At 64.5% G+C, this 21,139-nt stretch carries 15 protein-coding genes, 2 tRNA genes and 4 pseudogenes; 11 read left to right on the forward strand and 10 right to left on the reverse strand.

The features are described 5' to 3' along the window. Positions 1 to 49: 49 nt before the first annotated feature. The 3 genes from ACVDG8_RS32915 to ACVDG8_RS32925 form a co-directional block, all read right to left on the reverse strand. Positions 50 to 119, reverse strand: a tRNA-Ile gene (locus tag ACVDG8_RS32915). A gap of 5 nt (positions 120 to 124) precedes the next feature. Beyond that, positions 125 to 196 (reverse strand) — tRNA-OTHER (locus ACVDG8_RS32920). Positions 197 to 409: 213 nt separating this feature from the next. Then, positions 410 to 958, reverse strand: a complete 549-nt coding sequence (locus tag ACVDG8_RS32925; protein ID WP_447252196.1) for a histidine phosphatase family protein — start codon at positions 956 to 958, stop codon at positions 410 to 412. A gap of 170 nt (positions 959 to 1,128) precedes the next feature. Between ACVDG8_RS32925 and ACVDG8_RS32930 the strand changes: the two genes are divergently transcribed. The 3 genes and pseudogenes from ACVDG8_RS32930 (at position 1,129) to ACVDG8_RS32940 (ending at position 4,926) form a co-directional block, all read left to right on the forward strand. Beyond that, the gene (locus ACVDG8_RS32930; RefSeq protein ID WP_447252197.1) at positions 1,129 to 2,079 is read left to right on the forward strand and encodes an AEC family transporter; all 951 of its coding nucleotides are present in this window, start codon (positions 1,129 to 1,131) and stop codon (positions 2,077 to 2,079) included. Between the two features lie 169 nt (positions 2,080 to 2,248). Then, a pseudogene (locus ACVDG8_RS32935) lies at positions 2,249 to 3,705 on the forward strand (NAD-dependent succinate-semialdehyde dehydrogenase). 201 nt (positions 3,706 to 3,906) lie between these two features. Continuing rightward, positions 3,907 to 4,926 (forward strand): aldose epimerase family protein, encoded by a 1,020-nt coding sequence (locus ACVDG8_RS32940; protein ID WP_447252199.1) that lies wholly within the window; start codon positions 3,907 to 3,909, stop codon positions 4,924 to 4,926. Positions 4,927 to 4,970: 44 nt separating this feature from the next. Here ACVDG8_RS32940 and ACVDG8_RS32945 read toward each other — a convergent pair. Next, positions 4,971 to 5,890: pseudogene (locus ACVDG8_RS32945) on the reverse strand (sugar kinase). A 158-nt stretch (positions 5,891 to 6,048) separates the two neighbouring features. Between ACVDG8_RS32945 and ACVDG8_RS32950 the strand changes: the two are divergent. Both ACVDG8_RS32950 and ACVDG8_RS32955 read left to right on the forward strand, forming a co-directional pair. Then, positions 6,049 to 6,492, forward strand: coding sequence for a FixH family protein (locus tag ACVDG8_RS32950; protein WP_447252201.1), 444 nt, complete (start codon positions 6,049 to 6,051; stop codon positions 6,490 to 6,492). Positions 6,493 to 6,499: 7 nt separating this feature from the next. Continuing rightward, positions 6,500 to 7,708 carry a cytochrome-c peroxidase gene (locus ACVDG8_RS32955; RefSeq protein ID WP_447252202.1) on the forward strand — a complete coding sequence of 403 codons (1,209 nt, stop codon included), beginning with the start codon at positions 6,500 to 6,502 and terminating at the stop codon, positions 7,706 to 7,708. 175 nt (positions 7,709 to 7,883) lie between these two features. Here ACVDG8_RS32955 and ACVDG8_RS32960 read toward each other — a convergent pair whose 3' ends face one another. Beyond that, positions 7,884 to 8,336 (reverse strand): Lrp/AsnC family transcriptional regulator, encoded by a 453-nt coding sequence (locus ACVDG8_RS32960; protein WP_447252203.1) that lies wholly within the window; start codon positions 8,334 to 8,336, stop codon positions 7,884 to 7,886. A gap of 164 nt (positions 8,337 to 8,500) precedes the next feature. On the opposite strand from ACVDG8_RS32960, the pseudogene putA reads away from it, so the two are divergent. Continuing rightward, positions 8,501 to 12,108: pseudogene (putA, locus tag ACVDG8_RS32965) on the forward strand (bifunctional proline dehydrogenase/L-glutamate gamma-semialdehyde dehydrogenase PutA). Between the two features lie 42 nt (positions 12,109 to 12,150). Here the strand turns inward: putA and ACVDG8_RS32970 are convergent. From ACVDG8_RS32970 to ACVDG8_RS32985, 4 genes are all read right to left on the reverse strand, one after another. Continuing rightward, the gene (locus ACVDG8_RS32970) at positions 12,151 to 12,465 is read right to left on the reverse strand and encodes an antibiotic biosynthesis monooxygenase family protein (RefSeq protein ID WP_447252205.1); all 315 of its coding nucleotides are present in this window, start codon (positions 12,463 to 12,465) and stop codon (positions 12,151 to 12,153) included. A gap of 65 nt (positions 12,466 to 12,530) precedes the next feature. Continuing rightward, on the reverse strand, positions 12,531 to 13,535 hold the full coding sequence (locus ACVDG8_RS32975; protein ID WP_447252206.1) for a TonB family protein: 1,005 nt from the start codon (positions 13,533 to 13,535) through the stop codon (positions 12,531 to 12,533). Positions 13,536 to 13,614: 79 nt separating this feature from the next. Beyond that, complete coding sequence (locus ACVDG8_RS32980; protein ID WP_447252207.1) at positions 13,615 to 14,052, reverse strand: hypothetical protein; 438 nt, start codon at positions 14,050 to 14,052, stop codon at positions 13,615 to 13,617. A gap of 5 nt (positions 14,053 to 14,057) precedes the next feature. Further along, a complete protein-coding gene (locus ACVDG8_RS32985; protein WP_447252208.1) occupies positions 14,058 to 16,271 on the reverse strand; it encodes a TonB-dependent hemoglobin/transferrin/lactoferrin family receptor in 2,214 nt (737 codons plus the stop codon). A 202-nt stretch (positions 16,272 to 16,473) separates the two neighbouring features. On the opposite strand from ACVDG8_RS32985, the gene hemP reads away from it, so the two are divergent. From hemP to ACVDG8_RS33010, 5 genes and pseudogenes are all read left to right on the forward strand, one after another. Then, a complete protein-coding gene (gene hemP, locus ACVDG8_RS32990; protein ID WP_040981784.1) occupies positions 16,474 to 16,680 on the forward strand; it encodes a hemin uptake protein HemP in 207 nt (68 codons plus the stop codon). A 50-nt stretch (positions 16,681 to 16,730) separates the two neighbouring features. After that, on the forward strand, positions 16,731 to 17,792 hold the full coding sequence (locus tag ACVDG8_RS32995; protein WP_447257159.1) for a hemin-degrading factor: 1,062 nt from the start codon (positions 16,731 to 16,733) through the stop codon (positions 17,790 to 17,792). A gap of 11 nt (positions 17,793 to 17,803) precedes the next feature. Further along, positions 17,804 to 18,697 carry a heme/hemin ABC transporter substrate-binding protein gene (locus ACVDG8_RS33000; RefSeq protein WP_447252209.1) on the forward strand — a complete coding sequence of 298 codons (894 nt, stop codon included), beginning with the start codon at positions 17,804 to 17,806 and terminating at the stop codon, positions 18,695 to 18,697. Positions 18,698 to 18,703: 6 nt separating this feature from the next. Beyond that, on the forward strand, positions 18,704 to 19,804 hold the full coding sequence (locus ACVDG8_RS33005; protein ID WP_447252210.1) for a FecCD family ABC transporter permease: 1,101 nt from the start codon (positions 18,704 to 18,706) through the stop codon (positions 19,802 to 19,804). A 7-nt stretch (positions 19,805 to 19,811) separates the two neighbouring features. Next, a pseudogene (locus ACVDG8_RS33010) lies at positions 19,812 to 20,599 on the forward strand (heme ABC transporter ATP-binding protein). Here the strand turns inward: ACVDG8_RS33010 and rirA are convergent. Beyond that, positions 20,596 to 21,057 carry an iron-responsive transcriptional regulator RirA gene (rirA, locus tag ACVDG8_RS33015; protein WP_447252212.1) on the reverse strand — a complete coding sequence of 154 codons (462 nt, stop codon included), beginning with the start codon at positions 21,055 to 21,057 and terminating at the stop codon, positions 20,596 to 20,598. The pseudogene ACVDG8_RS33010 and the gene rirA overlap by 4 nt on opposite strands. Positions 21,058 to 21,139 lie beyond the last annotated feature (82 nt).

Genomic DNA, 21,139 nt, shown 5'->3' on the forward strand with positions numbered 1-21,139 from the left:
GGTCTTCAGCATTCCGGTCCTCGGACCGTTTTTCAGATGGCTTAACAGGCCATTGGAGAAGGAATCGAACCTTCGACAATCAGATTATAAGTCTGACGCTCTAACCAAACTGAGCTATCCGTAGTGTGGATGAAGGGACTCGAACCCTCGACCTCCGGACCCAAATCCGGCGCTCTAACCTCTGAGCTACACCCGCAATCCCAACACCCGAAACGGCGCCGTATACAGGGCGGCAAAAGCCGCCTGCACGGGCGGAGGCGAAAGCTCCAACCGTTGTGCTCGCTTCGGTTTTCGTGACCGGGAGCGGGCGTATAGACCCTGCGACGGGTTGTCGCAAGCGGCATTGTGGTGTCGAATTCGCGGCTTCTTTCGGAAGTGGCATTTTGGCAACAGTTGCGCGATGCGCGTCTCAGAACGTCACGCGCCCAAGCACCTTGAGGCCGTCGCCCTCCGGCGCCACCACCACCGCTTCCCCTTCGCGCGGCGAAACGCCGGTGAGGGCCTCGATGTTTTCCAGATGCGTGACCAGCACCAGATTGTCGGACCCGGAATAGCTGCGGATTTCCTTCATTACCGCCGCGATCTGCGCGGCCTTCTCGGCGGGGTCGGCTTTCAGCAGGTCGAGCGGCGCGAAGGGTTCCGGCTCGGCTTCGAAAGCGATGCGGGCAGTGTCGAGACTGCGGCAATAGCGGCTGGACAGCACGCGCTCGATGGGCGCGGCGCGGGCCGCGAAAAGCGCGCCGATGCGGCTCGCCTGCTGCTTGCCGCGCTCCGACAGATTGAGCTGCGTAGCGCAATTGTCGATGCTGAAATTCGCCGGATCGGTCGCGCCGGTGACGTAGGCGTGGCGAAGCAGGACGACATGACCGCCCTCGCGCAGCAGCGCCCAGCCCGCGTCGGTCGCGTGGGCAAGGCTCGGAACAACGAACAGGAAAAGCGCCAGGGCAAGTCGCAGCATGAGAAGTCCTTATGGCGGCCCGAGGGCCCGGGGGCCATGATTGGCATATAGGGACCGCAAAGCCGGCCGAAAGACAAGCAGACCGCCTGGCATACCGGCTGGACAGAAGACTTGATAGGCACGGGGCCGGTGGATTGCGCCATCACGGGGCCTCGCCTATCACGGGAAAAATGTCTCCGCTGGTCGAAACCGTCCTGTTCGTCTTCAGTCTCGTGGCGCTCGGCTATCTCGCCGGGCTCACCGGCTATCTGAAGCCGGCGAGCGGGGAGGGCATTTCCGAATTCGCCGTCAATGTCGCGATGCCGCTGCTGCTGTTCCAGACCATGGTGCAGTCCGATTTCCACGGCGTCACGCCGTGGTCGCTGTGGGCCGCCTATTTCGCGGCTGCGGCCATCACCTGGACCGCCGGCCATCTGGTCATGACGCGCATCTTCGGCCGCGACGCCCGTGCCGGCATCGTCGGCGGCGTGTCGTCGGCCTATTCCAATGTCGTGCTGCTCGGTGCGCCCTTCATCCTCGGCATCTTCGGGGCGAACGGCTTCGAGGTGCTGTCGCTGCTGGTCTCGGTCCATCTGCCGATCATGATGATGGCCTCGATCGTGCTGTTCGAGATGTTCGGCCGCACCGGCGGCGAAACCGTCCATCCGCTGCGCATCATCAAAAGCTTTCTGCGGCGGCTGTTCATCAATCCGCTGATCATCGGCATTCTGGCAGGTCTCGCCTGGCGCGTCAGCGGCGTGCCGATGCCGGACCTTGTCGAGCGGCTGGTCGATACGCTGGCGGATACGGCCGGCCCGGTGGCGCTGTTCGCAATGGGGCTCAGCCTGCGCCGCTTCGGCATTTCCGGCAACATCCGGCCCGCCTTGGCGCTGTCGTTCCTGAAACTGTTCCTGATGCCGGCGCTGGTGCTGGCGTTCGTCTGGCTGCTCGGCCTGCCGCCGCTGACGGCCAAGGTTGCGGTCGTCGTCGCGGCGCTGCCGTCGGGCATCAATTCCTACCTGATCGCCGTCCAGTTCAACACCGGCCAGGCGCTGGCCTCGAACCAGATGACGCTGGCCACCGCAAGCGCGGTGCTAACCACGTCTTTCTGGCTGACCGTGGCCATCCACGTATTCGGATAGAACCGCTCGGACCGGGCTCGCTTTTGCTGGCCCAACCCCTATATGCCATCTTGCGATTGCTTGCCCGCCTTTCCCTAGGTAAGAGCAATGCGCCAGTGTGCGGCTCAAGCACGCTCCATCGGATATCCAGACAAAACGGCCGATCAGCGCGCCGTACGGAGGCCAGACCATGCTTCAGAAAACCAGCCATTTCATGCGCCAGGCCAATCTCATCAACGGCGAATGGGTGCAGGCCGACAGCGGCCAGACCGTCGACGTCACCAATCCGGCGACGGGCCTCAAGATCGGCACTGTGCCGAAAGCCGGCAAGGCCGAAACCCGCCGCGCCATCGAGGCTGCCGAGGAAGCTTTCAAAAGCTGGCGCAAGACGACCGCGCTCGAGCGCTCGAAGCTGCTGCGCAAGCTGCATGACGCGATGATGGACAATCAGGACGTGCTGGCCGAACTGCTGACCATCGAGCAGGGCAAGTCGCTCGCCGAATCCAAGGGCGAGATCGGCTCGGCCGCGAGCTACATCCTGTGGTTCGCCGAGGAAGGCCGCCGCACCTATGGCGATGTCGTGCCGTCGCCGTGGGGCGATCGCCGCATCCTGGTAACCAAGGAGCCGGTCGGCGTCATCGCCGCCATCACGCCGTGGAATTTTCCGTCCTCTATGCTGGCCCGCAAGCTCGGCCCCGCACTGGCCGCAGGCTGTACCGCGGTGGTCAAGCCCGCCTCGCAGACGCCCTATTCGGGTCTGGCCTGGGGTGCGCTCGCCGAGGAAGTCGGCTTCCCCAAGGGCGTGGTCAACATCCTGACCGGCTCGGCCGGGAAATCGGCGATGAGATTTGCGCCAATCCGCTGGTCAAGAAGATCACCTTTACCGGCTCGACCGAGGTCGGCAAGATCCTGATCCAGAAGTCGTCGGTCACTGTCAAAAACGTGTCGATGGAGCTTGGCGGCAACGCGCCATTCCTGGTCTTCGACGACGCCGACATCGATCGCGCGGTCGCCGGCGCCATAACCGCCAAGTACCGCAATTCCGGCCAGACCTGCGTCTGCACCAACCGCTTCCTCGTCCAGGCCGGCATCTATGACAAGTTCGTCGAGAAGCTTGCGGCCGCCAGCAACAACCTCAAGGTCGGCTCGGGCCTGGAGGAAGGCGTGCAGCAGGGCCCGCTGATTGACGAGAAGGCAGTCGAGAAGGTCGAGGAATTCATCGCCGACGCGACGTCGAAGGGCGGCAAGGTCGTCGCCGGCGGCAAGCGCCATGCGCTGGGTGGCTCGTTCTTCCAGCCGACCGTGATCGCCAATGCCACGCCGAAGATGCGCTTCATGAAGGAAGAGATCTTTGGGCCGATCGCACCGGTGTTCAAGTTCGAGACCGAGGAAGAGGCGGTATCGTTAGCCAACGACACCGAGTTCGGCCTCGCCGCCTATTTCTATACGGGCGATCTCGGTCGCGCCTTCCGCGTCATGGAAGGGCTGAAATACGGCATGGTCGGCGTCAATGAAGGCCTGATCACCACGCCCGAGGCGCCATTCGGCGGCGTCAAGGAATCCGGCCTCGGCAAGGAAGGCGGACATCAGGGCATCGAGGATTACCTCGACACCAAATATGTCTGCATCGGCGGCCTCGGCCTCTGATCCTGATCCGTGGAACGGGCAGGCATCCAGAGCATGATCCCGAAAAGTGGGAACCGGTTTTCGGAAAAGATCATGCCCCAACCAAGAGCTGGATCAGGATGACCGTTCAACGAACCGGTATCGTGATCCGGCCTGCCCTGCCGGACGCCATGCAGCCGGCCACAGTCCACGGATCAACAGACAGACGATTCGGACACAGCGATGAAGGACGGCGAGGTCTTCGGCACGACGCAGGCGGGCGAGGCCGTGCGCCGCTTCACCATCCGGGGCGGCGGCATCACAGCCAACATCATCGGGCTTGGCGCGATCGTCCAGGACCTCAGGCTCACCGGCCATGATGCGCCGCTGGTGCTCGGCTATGATCGTTTCGAGCCCTACGAGACCGACCGCGCTTTCTTCGGCGCCGTGGTTGGGCGCTTTGCAAACCGCATCGGCAATGGCCGCTTCACCCTTGCCGGCAAGCGCTACCAGACGGAGCGCAATTTCCTCGGCAAGCACACGCTGCATGGCGGCTCGGAAGGCTATTTCCACCGGCCTTGGACGGTTTCGCTGCACGGCCGCGATTTCGTGACGCTGACGCTGCACGACCCGGACGGCGCGATGGGCTTTCCCGGCGCGCTCGACGTCACCTGCACCTATCGGCTTAAAATCCCCGGCACGCTGAGCATGGAGCTCACCGCCACCTGTGAGGAGCCGACGCTGTGCAATCTGGCGCAGCACTCTTATTTCAACCTCGACGATGGCGGGACCGGCGACATTCTCGACCACCGGCTGATGCTCAATGCCGGCGCCTTCACGCCGGTCGACGCCGAGATGATCCCGACCGGCGTGGTGAAGCCGGTCGACGACACGCCTTACGATTTCCGCCAGGCACGGCCGTTGCGCATGGAAATGGAAGGCGAGCAGCTTGCCTACGACATGAACTACTGCCTGGCCTCCAGCCGTGGACCGTTGCACCAGGCGGCCTGGGTGCAGGGCGCCAATTCCGGCGTCGAAATGGAGGTCTGGACCACGGAGCCCGGCCTGCAGCTCTATAGCGGGCAATATGTGGCGCCGACATCGCCGGGCCTTGATGGGCGCCGCTACAGGGCGTTTTCGGGCCTCTGCCTCGAGGCGCAAACCTGGCCCGACGCGCCGAACCGGCCGTATTTCCCGCAGGCGACGCTGTGGCCGGGGCAGATCTATCACCAGGTCACGGAATACCGCTTCCGGCTGCCTTAAGTTTTACACTATTGAAGTGATGCGCGTCTAAGCTTCGATTTCGCTTAATTGTCGAAGGCAGCTCTCAGCACCTCGAACGGTGCCAGCGCGCCGCGAACCTGCACCACCGCGGCGGCAACGCGATGCGCGCGGCGGGCCGCGTCGGCGGGCGCATGGCCGGCAAGGCGGGCCGCAAGATAGCCGCCGTTGAAGGAATCGCCGGCACCGGTGGTGTCGACGGGCGTTGCGACATAAACCGCCTCAACCTTTTCGGAGTTGCCGTTCGCGGCGATCAATGCCGGCTGCTCGCCATTCTTGACGATCACCTCGCCGACAAGCTTGCTGAGACGCTCGGCGGTCGCTTCCGGCGTGTCGTCGCCGAACAGCATCTGCTCGTCCGGAAAGGTCGGGAGTGCGATGTCCGCGGCGGCAAGCGCTTGCAGGATCGCGGCTTGCGCCGTCTCGCGGCTCGACCAAAGCCGAGGACGGTAGTTGGGATCGAAGGCGATGAGCGAACCTTCGGTGCGAGCGGCGGCGACGGCGGCCAGCAATGTCTTCCGCGCGGCCTCGTCCAGGATTGCCAGGGTGATTCGGAAAAATAGACAAGCGCCTGGTTTTCAAGGCTTTTCGCCAGCGCGGCCGGATCGGAGGCGAGTTTGCGCGCCGCGGCATCGGCGCGCCAATAGGTGAAGGCGCGCTCGGCGCCCGTCAGCGTGATGGCGTAGAGGCCCGGCCTTGCGCCGGCGATCACCGGACTGCTGCCGATGCCGATGCCGTTCTGCCCGAAGAAATCGATCTGGTCGCGCGAGAAAGGATCGTCGCCAAAGGCCGAGACATAGGTTGCGGGCCGGTCTGGGCTCAGCGCATGCAGCGCCCACAGCGTGTTGAAAGTGTCGCCGGCAAAACCCATGCGCCAATTGTCGCCGGCCTGGCCCGAGAGCTCAAGCATGCACTCGCCGATCGACGCGATACCGTTGCCTGCCATGCAGCCCATTCCTGCTCTAACGCTTTGTTGCTGTAGCTTTTTGCAGTTGATAGCGCCATGCTTGGCGAAGGTCGAATTTTGCGCCAGAAGCGATTTCCCACAGGCCACGCGGGACGCGACAGCGAGCCCGCGACGTTAGCAGCCGAAGAGGAACGGGTTTGGCATCGGTATGGCGTTACATTCTTGCGGGTCTCGGTCTGGCTGCCCTGCTGGTCGGCATCCTGGCGGCTGTCTATCTGATGCTGCCGCAATCGGCGGCGGGCCCGGACCTGTCGCGCTCGAAGAAAACGGCGAACGGCCTGTTCGTGGCGAGCTTCGAGCCGGAACGCGGCGTTGTCCGGCAAGGCGAGTTGCAATCCTGGTTGCTGACGCTGAAGACCGCCGCCGGCGCGCCGGTGGAGGGCGCGGCGATCACTGTTTCCGGCGGCATGCCGCAGCACGATCACGGACTGCCGACCAGCCCGCAAGCGACCGACTATCTCGGCGCGGGGCGTTACCGCATCGATGGCGTGAAGTTCACCATGAGCGGCTGGTGGCAGTTGCATTTTGGCATTTCAGCGGCGGCGGGGTCGGATTCCGTCGTCTTCAACATCGTGCTGTGAGCGGCAAATGAGCCGGTTTGCCGCTGCCGCAGGTCTGCTCGCTTTGGCCGCACTCGCCTTGCTCGGCGGTTGCGGCAAGCCTGAGTTCAGCGATGCGGAAAAGAAGACCATCGCCTCGCTGGCGCTGAACACGCTGCCTTCGCTGAAACCCGACACCACGAACCGGTACGCCGACATGCCGGCCGCAGCCGCGCTCGGCTCGACGCTGTTCTTCGACGGCGGCATGAGCCGCGACGGCAGCGTATCCTGCTCGACCTGCCACAAGATCGATCGCCAGTTCCAGGACGACCTGCCGCAAGCGGTCGGCGTCGGCCGCACCAACCGGCGCACCATGCCGTTGGCGGGCGTCGCGCGCAATGCGTGGTTCTTCTGGGACGGGCGGCGCGACAGTCTGTGGGCGCAGGCGCTGACACCGCTCGAAAATCCGCTCGAGCAGGCCGGCAACCGGGCCGCCTTCGCGCATTACATCAAGAGGCGGTTCGGCGAGCGTTATGAGCGCATCTTCGGGCCGCTGCCCGATCTTTCGACAGTGCCCGCCAATGCCAGTCCGCTCGGCAGCGATGCCGACAAGGCGGCGTGGAGCGCGATGCCCGCCGGCCAGCAGGAGGACGTCAACCGCGTCTACGCCAATATCGGCAAGGCGATCGCCGCCTTCGAGCGCTCGATCGAGCCTGGGCAAACGCGCTTCGACCGCTTCGCCATCGATCTCGCGACCGGCGCAGCACGGCAAGGCGATGCGGCGTTCTCGCAGGAAGAGATTCTTGGATTGAAGCTGTTCATCGGCAAGGCCAATTGCGTGACCTGCCATAACGGGCCGCGCTTCACCGACAATTCCTTCCACAACACCGGCGTGCCGCCGGTCGACGGTCTGCCCCTGGATCGCGGCCGGGTCGACGCCGTGGCGCAAGTCCAGGCCGATCCCTTCAACTGTCTGGGTGAGTTCCGCGATGGCGGCGCCAGCGCCTGCCGCGAGTTGCGCTTCATGGTGAAGGACGGCCCGCAAATCATGCGCGCCTATAAGACGCCGTCGCTCAGGGGCGTGGCGGACCGGCCGCCCTATATGCATGCCGGCCAGTTCTCGACGCTCGACGAGGTCGTGGCGCATTATTCAAAAGCGCCGCTCGCCGTCGAGGGCGTCTCCGAAGTTCATCCGCTCGACCTGTCGGACCGCGAGCGGGCGGCCTTGGTGGCGTTTCTCAAGACACTGTCGGAATGATGGGATAAGAAGGCCCCTATGAGCCGGAAAATAGTTCTCGTTGAAGATGCCGCCAGGGATTGGTTCAAGGATCCCGAGTTCGTCGCTGAATTCGCGGCCTTGCGAGAGGAATTCGCGATTGTCGAAGCATCGATAAGGGCCGGAGACGAAGCCGATCCGCCAGGCGAACCGTCCGCTAGCGATCCTTGACCGTCTCCATTGCCACAAAAGTCGAGGTCTGGGCGACATGGGGAAGGGCCGAGATGCGCTCGCCCAGTACGCGACGATAGGCGGCGATGTCGGTGGTGCGGACTTTCAGCAGATAGTCGAAACTCGACGCCATCATGTGGCATTGCTCGATCTCCGGCACGGCCTGGACAGCGCGGTTGAAGGCATCGAGCGCGGCTGAGCGCGTGTCCGAGAGCTTCACCTGGACGAAGGCGACATGGCCTTCGCCCATGCGCTCGCGGTCGATGATGGCGCGGTAGCCCCTTATGTAGCCGTCCTTCTCCAGCCGCTTCACGCGTGCCTGCACCGGCGTCTTCGACAGGCCGACCTTCAAGGCCAGCTCAGACATCGAAAGCCTGCCGTCGCGACCGAGCGCGGACAGGATGTTACGGTCAATGCGGTCCAATTGGTCTTCGGTCATCGAAATCGTGGTCGAAATGAGAAGGTTTTGACCCGAATGATAGATCGATCGGACTATCTTGTCGATTTCTTTGGACCGACTGAAATCCGCAGCTATGCTAGCTTGCGCCAATCGGTCCGGCAGTGGCCAGACCGCTCCCTGACGCTCGCTTTCATGGACCCGACATGCCGCTCGACGCCATCCGCCAGCAGATCCGCGCCAATTATTTGCCCGATGAAGACGAGGCGGTAAACCGCCTGTCGGCGGCAGCGGGATTGTCGGCGCAACAGCGCAAGGCGATCTCAGGCCGCGCCGCCGATCTGGTGCGCGCGGTGCGCGGCTCGACCGACCCCCGGCTGATGGAGGTTTTTCTCTCGGCCTATGGACTGTCGACCAAGGAAGGCGTGGCGCTGATGTGCCTGGCCGAGGCGCTGCTGCGCGTGCCCGACACCGAGACGATGGACGATCTCATCGCCGACAAGATCGCGCCGCATGACTGGTCGGCGCATTCGGGCGGTTCGAGTTCGATCTTCGTCAACGCCTCGACCTGGGCGTTGATGCTGACCGGCCGCGTGCTCGACGAAGGCGAGGGCGGCATCGAAGGCACGCTGCGCTCTATGGTGCGCAGGCTCGGCGAGCCGGTCATCCGCAAGGCGGTGGCTGCGGCCATGCGCGAGATGGGCGAGCAGTTCGTGCTTGGACGTACGATCGCGGAAGCCGTCAAACGCGGCAGGCCGATGACGCAGAAGGGCTATCTCTATTCCTTCGACATGCTGGGCGAGGCGGCGCGCACCGAAGCCGATGCGCTGCGCTATCTCAAAGCCTATGCGGACGCGATTTCCTCGCTCGATTCCGGCTCGAACGGTCCCGACATCCGTTTCAACCACGGCATTTCGGTCAAGCTGTCGGCACTGCATCCGCGCTACGAAGAGGCGCAGAAGGAGAAGATGCTGCCGGTGATGGCCGAGCGGCTGTTGTCGCTGGCGCTCGCCGCGCGGCATTCGCGCATGGGCCTCAACATCGATGCCGAGGAAGCCGACCGGCTCGACCTGTCGCTCGATGTCATCGAGCGCGTGCTGGCCGATCCGGAACTCGCCGGGTGGGATGGTTTCGGGGTTGTCGTACAAGCCTATGGGCCACGCGCGGCCTTCGCCATCGACTGGCTTTACGCGCTGGCGAAGAAATACGACCGCAGGATCATGGTGCGGCTGGTCAAGGGCGCCTATTGGGACACCGAGATCAAGCGCGCGCAGACGCTCGGGCTGACCGGCTATCCGGTCTTCACCCGCAAGGCCAACACCGACGTTTCCTATGTGGCTTGCGCGAAAAAGCTGCTGTCGATGACCGACCGCATCTATCCGCAATTCGCCACCCATAACGCGCATACGGTGGCCGCCATCCTGTCGATGGCGAAGGACCGCGACAGCTTCGAGTTCCAGCGCCTGCATGGCATGGGCGAGGCGCTGCATGAGACGGTGCGCCGGTCCGAAGGCACACGCTGCCGCATCTACGCGCCGGTCGGCGCGCATTCCGACCTGCTCGCCTATCTGGTGCGGCGTCTCCTGGAGAACGGCGCCAACTCTTCCTTTGTCCACCAGTTGACCGACGAGGACGTCGAGCCGGAGGAGATCGCGCGCGATCCGCTGGAGGCGGTCGAAAGCCAGGGCCCGGCGGCCAATCCGGCGATTGTCCGCCCGGCCGCGATCTTCGGCGCTGGCCGGCGCAACTCCAAGGGGTTCGATATCACCGACCCGGTGACGCTCGCGGCCATCGATAAAGCGAGAGCCGCGTTTGCGGCGGCGGACCTTTGGCACGCCAAGCCGATCACGCGCGCCGCCGGTTACGGCAAGCAGCGCCAGATCGTCAATCCGGCCAAGCCGAACGAGATCGTCGGCACGGTGCATGAAGCGGCCGCCAAGCAGGTGGCGACCGCCGTCCGCATCGCCGTCGAAGCGCAACCGGCCTGGGCCAGGCGCCCGGTCTCCGAGCGCGCCGCGATCCTCAACCGCGCCGCCGATCTCTACGAAGCCAATGCGGTGGAGTTTTTCGCTTTGGCCACAAGGGAAGCGGGCAAGTCGCTGGCCGACGGCGTCGCCGAGGTGCGCGAAGCGGTCGACTTCCTGCGCTACTATGCAGCCGAGGCCGCGAATGCCGAGGCGGGCACGGAAGCGCGCGGCGCCATCGTCTGCATCTCGCCCTGGAATTTCCCGCTGGCGATCTTCACCGGCCAGATCGCTGCGGCCCTCGTCACCGGCAATTCGGTGATCGCCAAGCCCGCCGAGCAGACGCCGCTGATCGCCTTCCGCGCCGTGGAGATGCTGCGCGAGGCCGGTGTGCCGGAAGATGTCATCCAGCTGCTGCCGGGCGACGGCCCTCGGTCGGCGGGCCGCTGACCGCCGATCCGCGCATTGCCGGCGTCTGCTTCACCGGCTCGACCGAGGTTGCCAAGCTGATCGAGAAGCAGTTGGCCGAGACCGCCGCGCCCGACGCCATGCTGATCGCCGAGACCGGCGGGTTGAATGCGATGATCGTCGATTCCACGGCGCTGCCCGAACAGGCGGTGCGCGATATCCTTGCGTCGGCCTTCCAGAGTGCCGGCCAGCGCTGCTCGGCGCTGCGCGTGCTCTACGTCCAGAAGGACGTCGAAAAGAAGATGCTGGAGATGCTGAAGGGCGCCATGGAAGCGCTCACCATCGGCAACCCTTGGGCAATCTCGACCGATGTCGGTCCGGTCATCGACGATGAGGCGCAAGCCTCGATCAGCGACTATTGCAAGAAGAAGGGGCTGGAAGGACGGCTGATCGCCAAGCTCGAAGCGCCGAAGGACGGCCGCTTCGTCGCGCCGCATGTCTTCCGCGTCAAAGGCATCGAGGAGATGGAGCGCGAGGTGTTCGGCCCGGTGCTGCATGTCGCGACCTTCGATGCCGATGAGATCGACGCGGTGATCGCCGCCATCAACCGCAAGGGCTACGGCCTGACCTTCGGCTTGCACACCCGCATCGAGGGCCGCGCGCAGCATTTCGTTGACGGCATCCACGCCGGCAACATCTACGTCAACCGCAACCAGATCGGCGCCGTCGTCGGCTCGCAGCCTTTCGGCGGCGAGGGACTGTCGGGCACCGGCCCGAAGGCCGGCGGGCCGCATTATCTGCGCCGCTTCCGCAAGGGGCCGGAAGCCGGCACGGAAGTCGGCGAGGGCCACAAGGTGACGGCGACCGAGTTGGCCGACAATCTACCGGATCCCGCACTTGGCGGCTGGTCGACGCGGGCCGATCGCGTGGCGATCCTGAGGAAGCATCTGCGCGGCAAGGGCGCTGCGGCCATTGCCGCCGCCGCCAGCCTCGATTTCGGCCAGGTCGACCTGCCCGGACCGACCGGTGAGGCCAACACGCTGTCGCTGTCGCCGAGGGGCCGAGTGCTCTGCCTCGGCCCGGATGGCGAGACACTGCTCGCGCAGACAATCCAGGCTTTGGCCGCCGGCAACGCCGTGCTTGCCGTAGCGCCGGGTGCGCCGGCGGCATTGTCGGCGCTGACCGGCAAGGGCTTGCCGCTGGCGGCGATCGACGGCCGCCCCGATCCGGTCGAGGCGCGTTCGCTGCGCGTCGACGTCGTCGCTTTCTCAGGCACGCCGGAAGCGGCGCGCGTGGTGCGCAAGGTCGTCGCCGACAGGACTGGCCCAATCGTGCCGCTGGTCAGCGAAGTGCTCAACCCGGCGGCCTATGCGCATGAGCGCGCCGTCTGCGTCGACACCACCGCTGCCGGCGGCAATGCCAGCCTGCTAGCAGCGGCATAGCAGGCAGCGAGACTACAAGCGGCCGCCGCGAACCTGCGGCGGTCAGGCGCCTTCGACGACCGAGAAGCCTTCGAATTGCGGGTGGCCGAGATAGTGCACCTTCGAGCCACCGGCATTGCGGTGCGCGGCGCGGAAATTCTCGGACTTGGTCCAGGCGACGAAATCATCCTGGCTTGCCCAGACTGTGTGCGAGGCAAACAGCGTGTAGCCCTCGGTCTCGTTGACCGGGCCGCGCAGCAGGTGGAATTCGCGGAAGCCTTTCATTTCGGCAAGGCTGGAATCGCGGCTCTTCCAGACATCCTCGAAGGCTTCCTCCGAGCCGGTCTGCACCTTGAAGCGGTTCATGGCGATGTACATGGGATTCCTTTCAAAAATTGATGAATTTCGATGATTGACGATGGCTCTGTCCGCGGGCGCGGATGTTAGAACGGACCGACCCGCGCTCTGAACACCCAGCTTGACCTCCCGGTCTCGGGCGGAATGGGCGGGAACGGCGCTTGCTGGCGCACCATCTTCAAAGCGAATTGATCGAGTTCGTCGGAGCCTGAACTTTCGGCGAGCTGCAAGTCGCCGATGCTGCCGTCGGCCATGACGACAAAGACCACCCTGGCATTGTTGCGGGCCTTCGCCTGAACCGATTTCGAAACGCGACGATTGGCGCGGGCAAGCTTCTTTTGAATTTCACCGCTATAGCGCGATTCCACGGCATTGCCGGTGGCGGTCTGCTTCGCGCCCTTGCTGGCAATGACCGGCGCTTCGCGTTCATCGCCATCGGCCGCGCCACGCGTATTGGTGGTGTCGCTTGATCCTGCGGATCCCGCCGGCGCGGCCGGTTTTTCGCTTGGAACCGGCGGCTGGGCGGCCTCGGTGGGAGGCGCTTCGGCGCTTTGCGCCTGGTTTGCGGATGCTGTCGGTTCGCTGGGCGTGGCAACGCTCTGATCGTCCGGGCGTGGAGAAGCCGCCGCCAGTATATCCGGAGCGGTATTTGCCTGTTTGACGGCTTCCGACGCGGCCTCCGGCGTCGGCGGTTTGCTTGCCGGTTGAGGCGCTTCAGTCGGCGCCACGGGCTCAGTTGCTTCGGATTTGGTGGGTCGCGGGTCCGGGACCAGCGTGACATTCACCGCGCCCGGCGCCTGGCTGTCCACGTCGCTGCCGACGACGTCCGCCCCTGACTGATCGGTGCCCTCGACCTGGATCGCATCCCGGGAATCGAGTGACCCGTCGAGCACGATGAGAAACGCTGCCGCCGCAGCGGCATGGATAACGCAGGAAGCGATGATCGCGACCGGCCATTTGCGGTCCGTCGCCGATTGCCGCGCAAGCGGCTCGGCCGGCGTGATCGCCGGTTCGCTGCCGGTTTCGGGGATGGAATTGATGTCCTGCATGTCTCGCGACGAGACCTGCCGCACGCGACGCGGAATTGTCAAATCAAGATCGATTGCTGCCCATGGCAACAGACTGGAGGCAGGCCCGGCGCCTTGCCGGAAAGCGGGATGCAGTCCCACCTCACACCCCGAAAGCGATGCCGGTCCTGGTCGAGGTCTTGAGGCCGCGCATGCAGGTTGCCGGCTCGACGCCGTTGCCGGCGCATTCGGTGGCGCTGTTGATCAGCACGCGGCTGAGCTTGCCGCAATCGGCGCCGGCGAGGTCGAAGCGCGTGACCTTGGTCTTGCCGGCCGGCAGGTCCTTGAAGTCGAGCACGGTGAGGCGATCGACGACGCCGGCTTCGTTGAACAGCGCGATCTCGAACGCGGCCTTGGATAGGTCGGCGCCAAGCGCGTTGTTGACGACGAAGGTCAGCCGGCAGCCTTTGCCGGACGGTTGCGCGGCGTTGAGCTCCAGGTTCAGGCTCGGAGCCGGCGCGGACTGGGCCCACGCCGGCGCCACGCCAAGCGACACCGCCAGCGTCGAGGTCAAGAGACGAAGCGATGCCGTCAGGTTCATGTTTGTCAGCCTCCGAAGCGCATGGTTGCCGCCAGCTTCACCGTGACGCCAGGTTCGTAAACCACGGCGGTGGTGCTTCCGTTCAGCGGGTTGGTGTATTTGACGTCGAACAGATTATCGACGCGCAAATCGACTTTGAAATTGTCGGTCGCCTGGTAGCTGGCAAAGGCGTTGACCAGTGTGTAGTCCTTGGCCACCGGATTGCCTTTGGGCTTGCCATTGTACTGGACCTCGCCGCCGACCGTCAGTCTGTCCTCGAGGAAGCGGAAGCCGAGCTGTCCGGTCACCTGCGAGGAGGGGACGGTGGCCAGATCGGCGCGTTCGCCTTCATAGGAGATGGTGTGGCCGTTGATGATCGAGGCCGACAGCCCGGCATAGCCCCAGCCAGCGTCGTAGACGCTCTCAAGCTCGAAACCGTTGATCCTGGCCTTGGCGAAGTTCTGGTACTGGAAGCAGATCGGGATGCCCGGGCCGAACGGGCAGCCGCTGGTCGGGTCGAACGGCGATAGCGTCACGCCATCGATGTAATCGTCGACATTGTTGTTGAAATAGGCAGCCTTGAGCCGCAGCGCGTCGCCGCCCTCGAGGACGTCGTTCTGCTTGTAGTTGACGCCGAACTCGACGGTCTTGCCGGTTTCAGGCTTGAGGTTCGGGTTGGGCAGGAACGGGAAGGTGACGCCGGCCGGATGGTTGCCGCTGATCAGCGTCTCGGTCAGCGAGGGCGACCGGTAGCCCTCGGCATAGGTGCCGTAGAATTGCAGGCCCGCGAGGCCAGCGCTTTCGAAAGGCGAGACGCCGACGGTGATGCGCGGCGATACCCGGTCGCCGGAGGTTTCGTGGGTGTCATCCTTCAGGCTGTAATTGTCGTAGCGCAGGCCGGTGACGAGCTCGAGCCATTCCCAGGTCAGCTTATCCTGGACGTAGGCGCCGGAAACGTTGCGCTTGCCGCCGGGCGTATAGAAGCTGTCGCCGCCGGCCGTGCCGCCGGTGTCGACATTGTCGCCGACCCAGTCGCCGCCATAGGTCAATTCATGCGCGATGCCGGCGGTCTCGAAGCGCGAGGTGTTCCAGATGTCGATGCCCGTCGTGCCGACGTCGAAGGTCGACTGCGAACCGGCCGGCAGCACTACGGGCAGGCCGGTCACCGGATCGAAGCGGTTCTGCGGAATAAGCGTCGTCAGGCCGAGCTCGGTTCTGTTGTAGGAGGCGTTGATGTGGAGGTCGAGCCAGCTCTTGGCGTCGTCGGTGATGTTGTAGCGGGCCGTGAACGTGTTCGACTTCAAGTCGGCGTTCGCCGGCACGCTGCCGCTGGTCTCGGTCCAGCCGTCTTTCGAACCGACCCAGCCAAGTTTCAGCTCGCTGTTTTCGCTCGGGCGGATCGTGGTCTTGAGCAGGCCGCTCAGCACGTCGAAACCAGTGCCCGCAACGGTGTCGCCGCCGCCGTTCTTGTAGTTGTCGTAGTCGCGGTAGACGATGTTGCCGAGGACGTCCCAGTTGTCGTTGATCTTGTAGGCGCCGGTGGCACTGGTGGTCCAGCCCTTGCCGTTGCTCTCATAGCGCCCGATCAGCGAGCCGGCCCACGTCTCGCCGGGCCTGAGGAAGTCCTCGGCGTCTTTGGTGTCGAAGAAGACGACGCCGCCGATGGCGCCGGAGCCATAGGTGTTGGCGGTTGGGCCGCGGATCACGTCGACCGACTTGATGAGCTCCGGATCGACATAGAAGGTCGACTGCGTGCCGTGGTCGGAGCGCTGGAAATCCTGCCTGGCACCGTCGACGATGACGGCGACGCGGCCGAAATCCTGCAGGCCGCGGATGTTGATGCTGGAGCTGACGCGGCGGGCGTCGGCCTGAACGGTGACACCTGGAACACCGAGCAGCATCTCGTTGGGCGTCGTCGCCATGCGGCGGGCGAGCTGTTCCTGGCCGACATGGCTGGCTGACGCCAGCGATTGGATCGCGCTTTCGCCGGTGCGGCTGATGATGAGAATCTTGTCGAGCAGGGTAACGTTGCCCGAGGGCTTTTCGTCGGCCTGCTTTTTCTGGTCAGCCTGTTGGCTATCTGCCGGCTGTGCGGCCTGCTGCGCTTTTGCCGCGGGTGCGCCGAGCGCAATTGCCGCCGACCCAGCCATCAAAACGGCCATTGCCCGTGCCAACGATCGGAAGCCCGAACCCGCGCTATCGCCCGCCAGGCCCGTCCGTCCCCAAGTCACCAACCCCATTGCCCCAACTCCAAATTTCCAGGCTCGCAGCTGGCTGGCCTAGGGGCTCGCTCGCATTTTTGATCATGTCCGGCGTCTTAAATGTTGACTCATTTAGTCCGGTAATGCACTGACTAGTAAACATGATCATTCTAGTCAAGAAATTAATCGGCATTTACGTGAGGTCCGGCCACTCGGCCGGCATAGGAAAGGGACCGACCCGATGAACACGCACAATCCCAATGATTTCCGCTATCGCGTTCGCCGTCCGGAAGACACGCAAATGCGCTACGAGCGGGTGCCCCTGGCGGTAAGGACGCTCTCCAGCAACACGCTGTTCCAGGGCGAGCATGAGATCGGCATCGAGCATCACGGCGCGCTCTACCGCCTGAAGATCACCCGCCAGGGCAAACTGATCCTCAACAAATGAGAATCAGCAGGCGGTAGACGAGCAGACATCAGGCAATACAGGTGAACGATATGGACCAGCGCGTGAGGCCGTCGCCGGAGGAAATCCGGCGAGCGCGGGAAGACAATCCGAAAATGCGGGAGCGCGATCTCTCGGTAGAATTGGGCATTTCGGAAGCGGAGCTGGTCGCGGCGCATTGCGGCTTTGGCGTGGTGCACGTCGAGCCGCGCGTCAACGACCTTCTGATCGGCCTCGAAGCCGTCGGCGAAGTGATGGCGCTGACGCGCAACGAAAGCGCCGTGCACGAAAAAATCGGCGTCTACGACAAGGTCGTCACCGGCAACCACAACGCCATGGTTATAGGCGAAAACATCGACCTGCGCATCTTCCCGAAGGTCTGGGCGCATGGCTTTGCGGTCGAAAAGCGCGACGGCGGCGAGATCCGCCGCAGCCTGCAGTTCTTCGATGCGGCAGGCGAGGCCGTGCACAAGGTGCATCTGCGGCCGGCGTCGAACCTCTACGCCTATCAGAAGCTGGTCGCGAGCCTCGAATCGTCGAACCAGGAACCGACCGTGGTAGTCTTCCCAAGTGCCGTGGAAGGAGAAGGCGAAGCCCAGGGTCCGGTCGCCTCGATCGACGACCTGCGCGACCGCTGGAGCCGGATGACCGACGTGCATCAGTTCTTCGGCATGCTGAAGACGCTGAAGCTCAGCCGCCGCGAAGCGGTGCGCATGGTCGGCCAGGATTTTGCCTGGCTGCTCGACAAGGACGCTGTCGGCGCCATGTTCCACCGCGCCGCCGAAGGCGAGATGCCGATCATGTGCTTCGTCGGCAACCGCGGCTGCATCCAGATCCATTCCGGCCCGATCAAGTCGGTCAAGCCGATGGGGCCGTGGATCAACGTGCTCGACGAGACCTTCCACCTGCATCTCAGAACCGATCACATCCACGAGGTCTGGGCGGTGCGCAAGCCGACCAAGGACGGCCATGTCACCTCGCTCGAGGTCTATGACGCCGATGGCGGCATGATCATCCAGTTCTTCGGCAAGCGCCATGAAGGCGAGAGCGAGCGCAAGGACTGGCGCTTCCTGGCCGAGAACCTGCCCCGCATCCCAAGCCCGACCGCTGCATAAGGTAAGACCCAATGCGTGTTCCATTCGATTTTCGTCCGGCGCTTGCGCCGTTGTTCAGCGTTCTTCTGGCTTTCATAACGCTGCCCGCCGGGGCGGGTGAAGGGACGGCCGTCTTTGCCGACACCTCGCGGATCGCCTCCATCGGCGGCTCGATCACCGAGATTGTCTATGCGCTGGGCGAGGAAGGACGTCTCGTTGCCCGCGATTCGACCAGCACCTATCCGCAAGCCGCGCTGAAGCTGCCCGATGTCGGCTATATGCGTGCGCTGTCGCCGGAAGGTGTGCTGTCGGTCAATCCGTCGGGCATCCTCGCCTTGCACGGCAGCGGCCCGCGCGAAGCGGTCGATGTGCTGAAGAAATCGAGCGTGCTCTTCATCGAGGTGCCCGAGCACTACAGCCACGAAGGCATCCTCGAAAAGATCCGTGTCGTCGGTAAGGCGCTCGGCGTCGACGCCAAGGCCGAGAAGCTTGCAGCCGAAATGGATGCGAAGCTGACGGCGGCGGAAAAGCTGACGGCCTCGATCAAGGAGCGCAGGCGCATCCTGTTTGTGCTGTCGACCCAGAACGGCAAGATTCTTGCCGCCGGCAGCGACAGCGCCGCCGATGGCATCATAAAGCTGGCCGGTGGGGTCAATGCTGTGGTGGGATTCTCCGGCTACAAGTCGATGACGGACGAGGCGATCGCCACCGCCAGGCCGGACGTCATCCTGACCATGAAGAACGCCGGCCCGCCGATCTCGGAAGACGAGCTGTTCGCCAACCCGGCGATCGCCTCGACGCCGGCAGGTGCCGCGCGCAAGGTGATCACCATGGATGGCGGCTATCTGCTCGGCTTCGGTCCGCGTACCGCTGAAGCGATCCACGATCTCGCCGTATCGTTGTATGGCAACCAGGTCACGGACTAAGCGGCGATGGCCGAACAGTCTATCGTTGGTGCCGCGGGCAGCGTGATGGCAGCCGATGGCGACCGCTCGACACGAGCAAGGTTCGTCATCCTGCTGCTGTGCCTGGCGCTGGTGCTATCCGTTTTCCTGTCGCTGACATCGGGGGCTTCCGATGCCTCGGCCGTGCGCGTCATCTACGACTGGTTTACCGACGCCGCGGCGGCGGATGTCGCACTCGCCGCGCGCGATAATCTGATCGTCTATGACATCCGCATGCCGCGCGTCCTGCTCGGCGTGCTGATCGGCGCCGCGCTCGCCGTTTGCGGCGCGGTGATGCAGGGCCTGTTTCGCAATCCGCTTGCCGACCCAGGCCTGATCGGCGTTTCCGCCGGTTCCAGCCTCGGCGCGGTGGCTGTCATCGTGCTCGGCATGACGTGGCTTGCGCCGCTTACGCTCGTCCTCGGCACGCTTGCGCTGCCCTTGGCCGCGTTCGTCGGCGGCCTTGCGGTGACTTTCCTGCTCTATGCCATCGCGACACGTCAGGGCCAGACATCGGTCGCCACCATGCTGCTTGCCGGCATCGCCATCAGCGCTTTGGCCATGGCGCTCACCGGCGTCCTCATCTTCATGGCCGACGACCGGCAATTGCGCGATCTGACGTTCTGGCAGCTCGGCTCGCTGGCCGGCGCGACATGGCCGAAGATCGGCACGGTCGGGCCGGTGATCGTGCTGGCGCTGTCGGCGATGCCGTTCCTGTCGCGCGGCCTCAACGCGCTGGCGCTCGGCGAGGCAACCGCCGCCCATCTCGGCATTCCGGTGCAGCGGCTGAAATACACCGCCATCGTCGGCGTGTCGGCGGCGGTCGGCGCATCGGTTGCCGTCAGCGGCGGCATCGGCTTCATCGGCATCGTCGTGCCGCATGTCCTGCGCCTCGCGATCGGTCCGGACAATCGCTACCTGCTGCCTGCATCGGCCCTGCTCGGCGCTTCGATGCTGCTCATCGCCGACGCCGTTGCCCGCACCATCGTCGCGCCGGCCGAGCTGCCGATCGGCATCGTCACCGCCGTCGCCGGCGCGCCGTTCTTCCTGTGGATCCTGCTGCGCAAGCGCGGCGTCGTCGATTTGTGAGGTGCCGATGATCGAAGCACGCGACATTTCGGTGGCGATCGGTGGCAAGCGCATCGTGTCGCAGGTCGATTTCACCGCGCGTCCCGGCGAGGTGTCGGCGATTGTCGGGCCGAACGGCTCCGGCAAGACGACCTTGCTCAAGGCGCTAACCGGCGAGCTCGCCTATACCGGCACCGTGACGCTCAACGGTCGCGATCTGTCCACCATGAAGCCGGTCGAGGCGGCGACGCTGCGCGCGGTGCTGCCGCAATCGATGATGCTGTCCTTTCCCTTCACCGTGCGCGAGATCGTGCGCCTCGGACTGATCGGCGGACGCTCCGGCGTGCTGCCCGGCGAGGATCAGCGCCTGCCGGAACGGGCGCTGGCGCGGGTCGACCTCGACGGCTTTGCCGGCCGCTTCTACCAGGAACTGTCGGGCGGCGAGCAGCAGCGGGTGCAGCTTGCCCGCGTGCTTTGCCAGGTGTGGTCGCCGGTGCTGGAGGGAGGCCGCGCTATCTCTTCCTCGACGAGCCGGTTTCCAGCCTCGATGTCAAGCACCAGCTGATCATCATGAACATCGCCCGCGATTTTGCCCGGCGCGGCGGCGGCGTGGTGGCGATCCTGCACGACCTCAATTTGACGGCCATGTACGCCGACCGCATTTTCGTGCTTTCCCGCGGCCAGCTGGCGGCCGCCGGCTCGCCGCGGGATGTGCTGAACGACGAATTGATCGAGAAAGTGTTCGACTGCCGGCTCAAGGTCGGCGCGTTGCCAGCCGGCAGCGTGCCGTTCGTGTTGCCTCAATCCGCGGCTTAGGCGGCCGGGGCGCGCTGCTCCAGAAGGTCGATGCCAAGCAGATGGCGTACATTTGGGCGCGCCGCGACCATGTCGGCGATGGTGTAGCGGGAAAGCACGGCGAAGAAGGCGTTGAGCGCCTCGCGCAGCGCCGAATTCAGGGCGCAGCTGTCGACCAGCGGGCATTCGGCCGCGTCGTTCTCGAAGCATTCCGCCATGGCGAAGCTCTCTTCGGTCACACGCACGACGTCGAACAGGTTGATCTGTTCGGCCGGGCGTCCAAGCCGCACGCCGCCGTTGCGGCCGCGCACCGTCTCGACCAGCCTGGCCTCGACCAGCGGCTGCAGGATCTTGAACAGGAACAGTTCCGATACCGAATAGGCGGCGGCTATCTCGGGGATGCGGCTCAGCCGTTCGGTGTTGGCGGCGCAATACATCAGGATGCGCATCGCATAGTTGGTCTGGCGCGTGAGCCGCATGGTATCCTCGCGAAACATTAGCTTGCGGGCGAATATGGCCTATAGTTTGGAATAATTCCAGACTAGAGCGGCATGATAGCTG

The organism is Mesorhizobium sp. ORM8.1 (assembly GCF_053005525.2).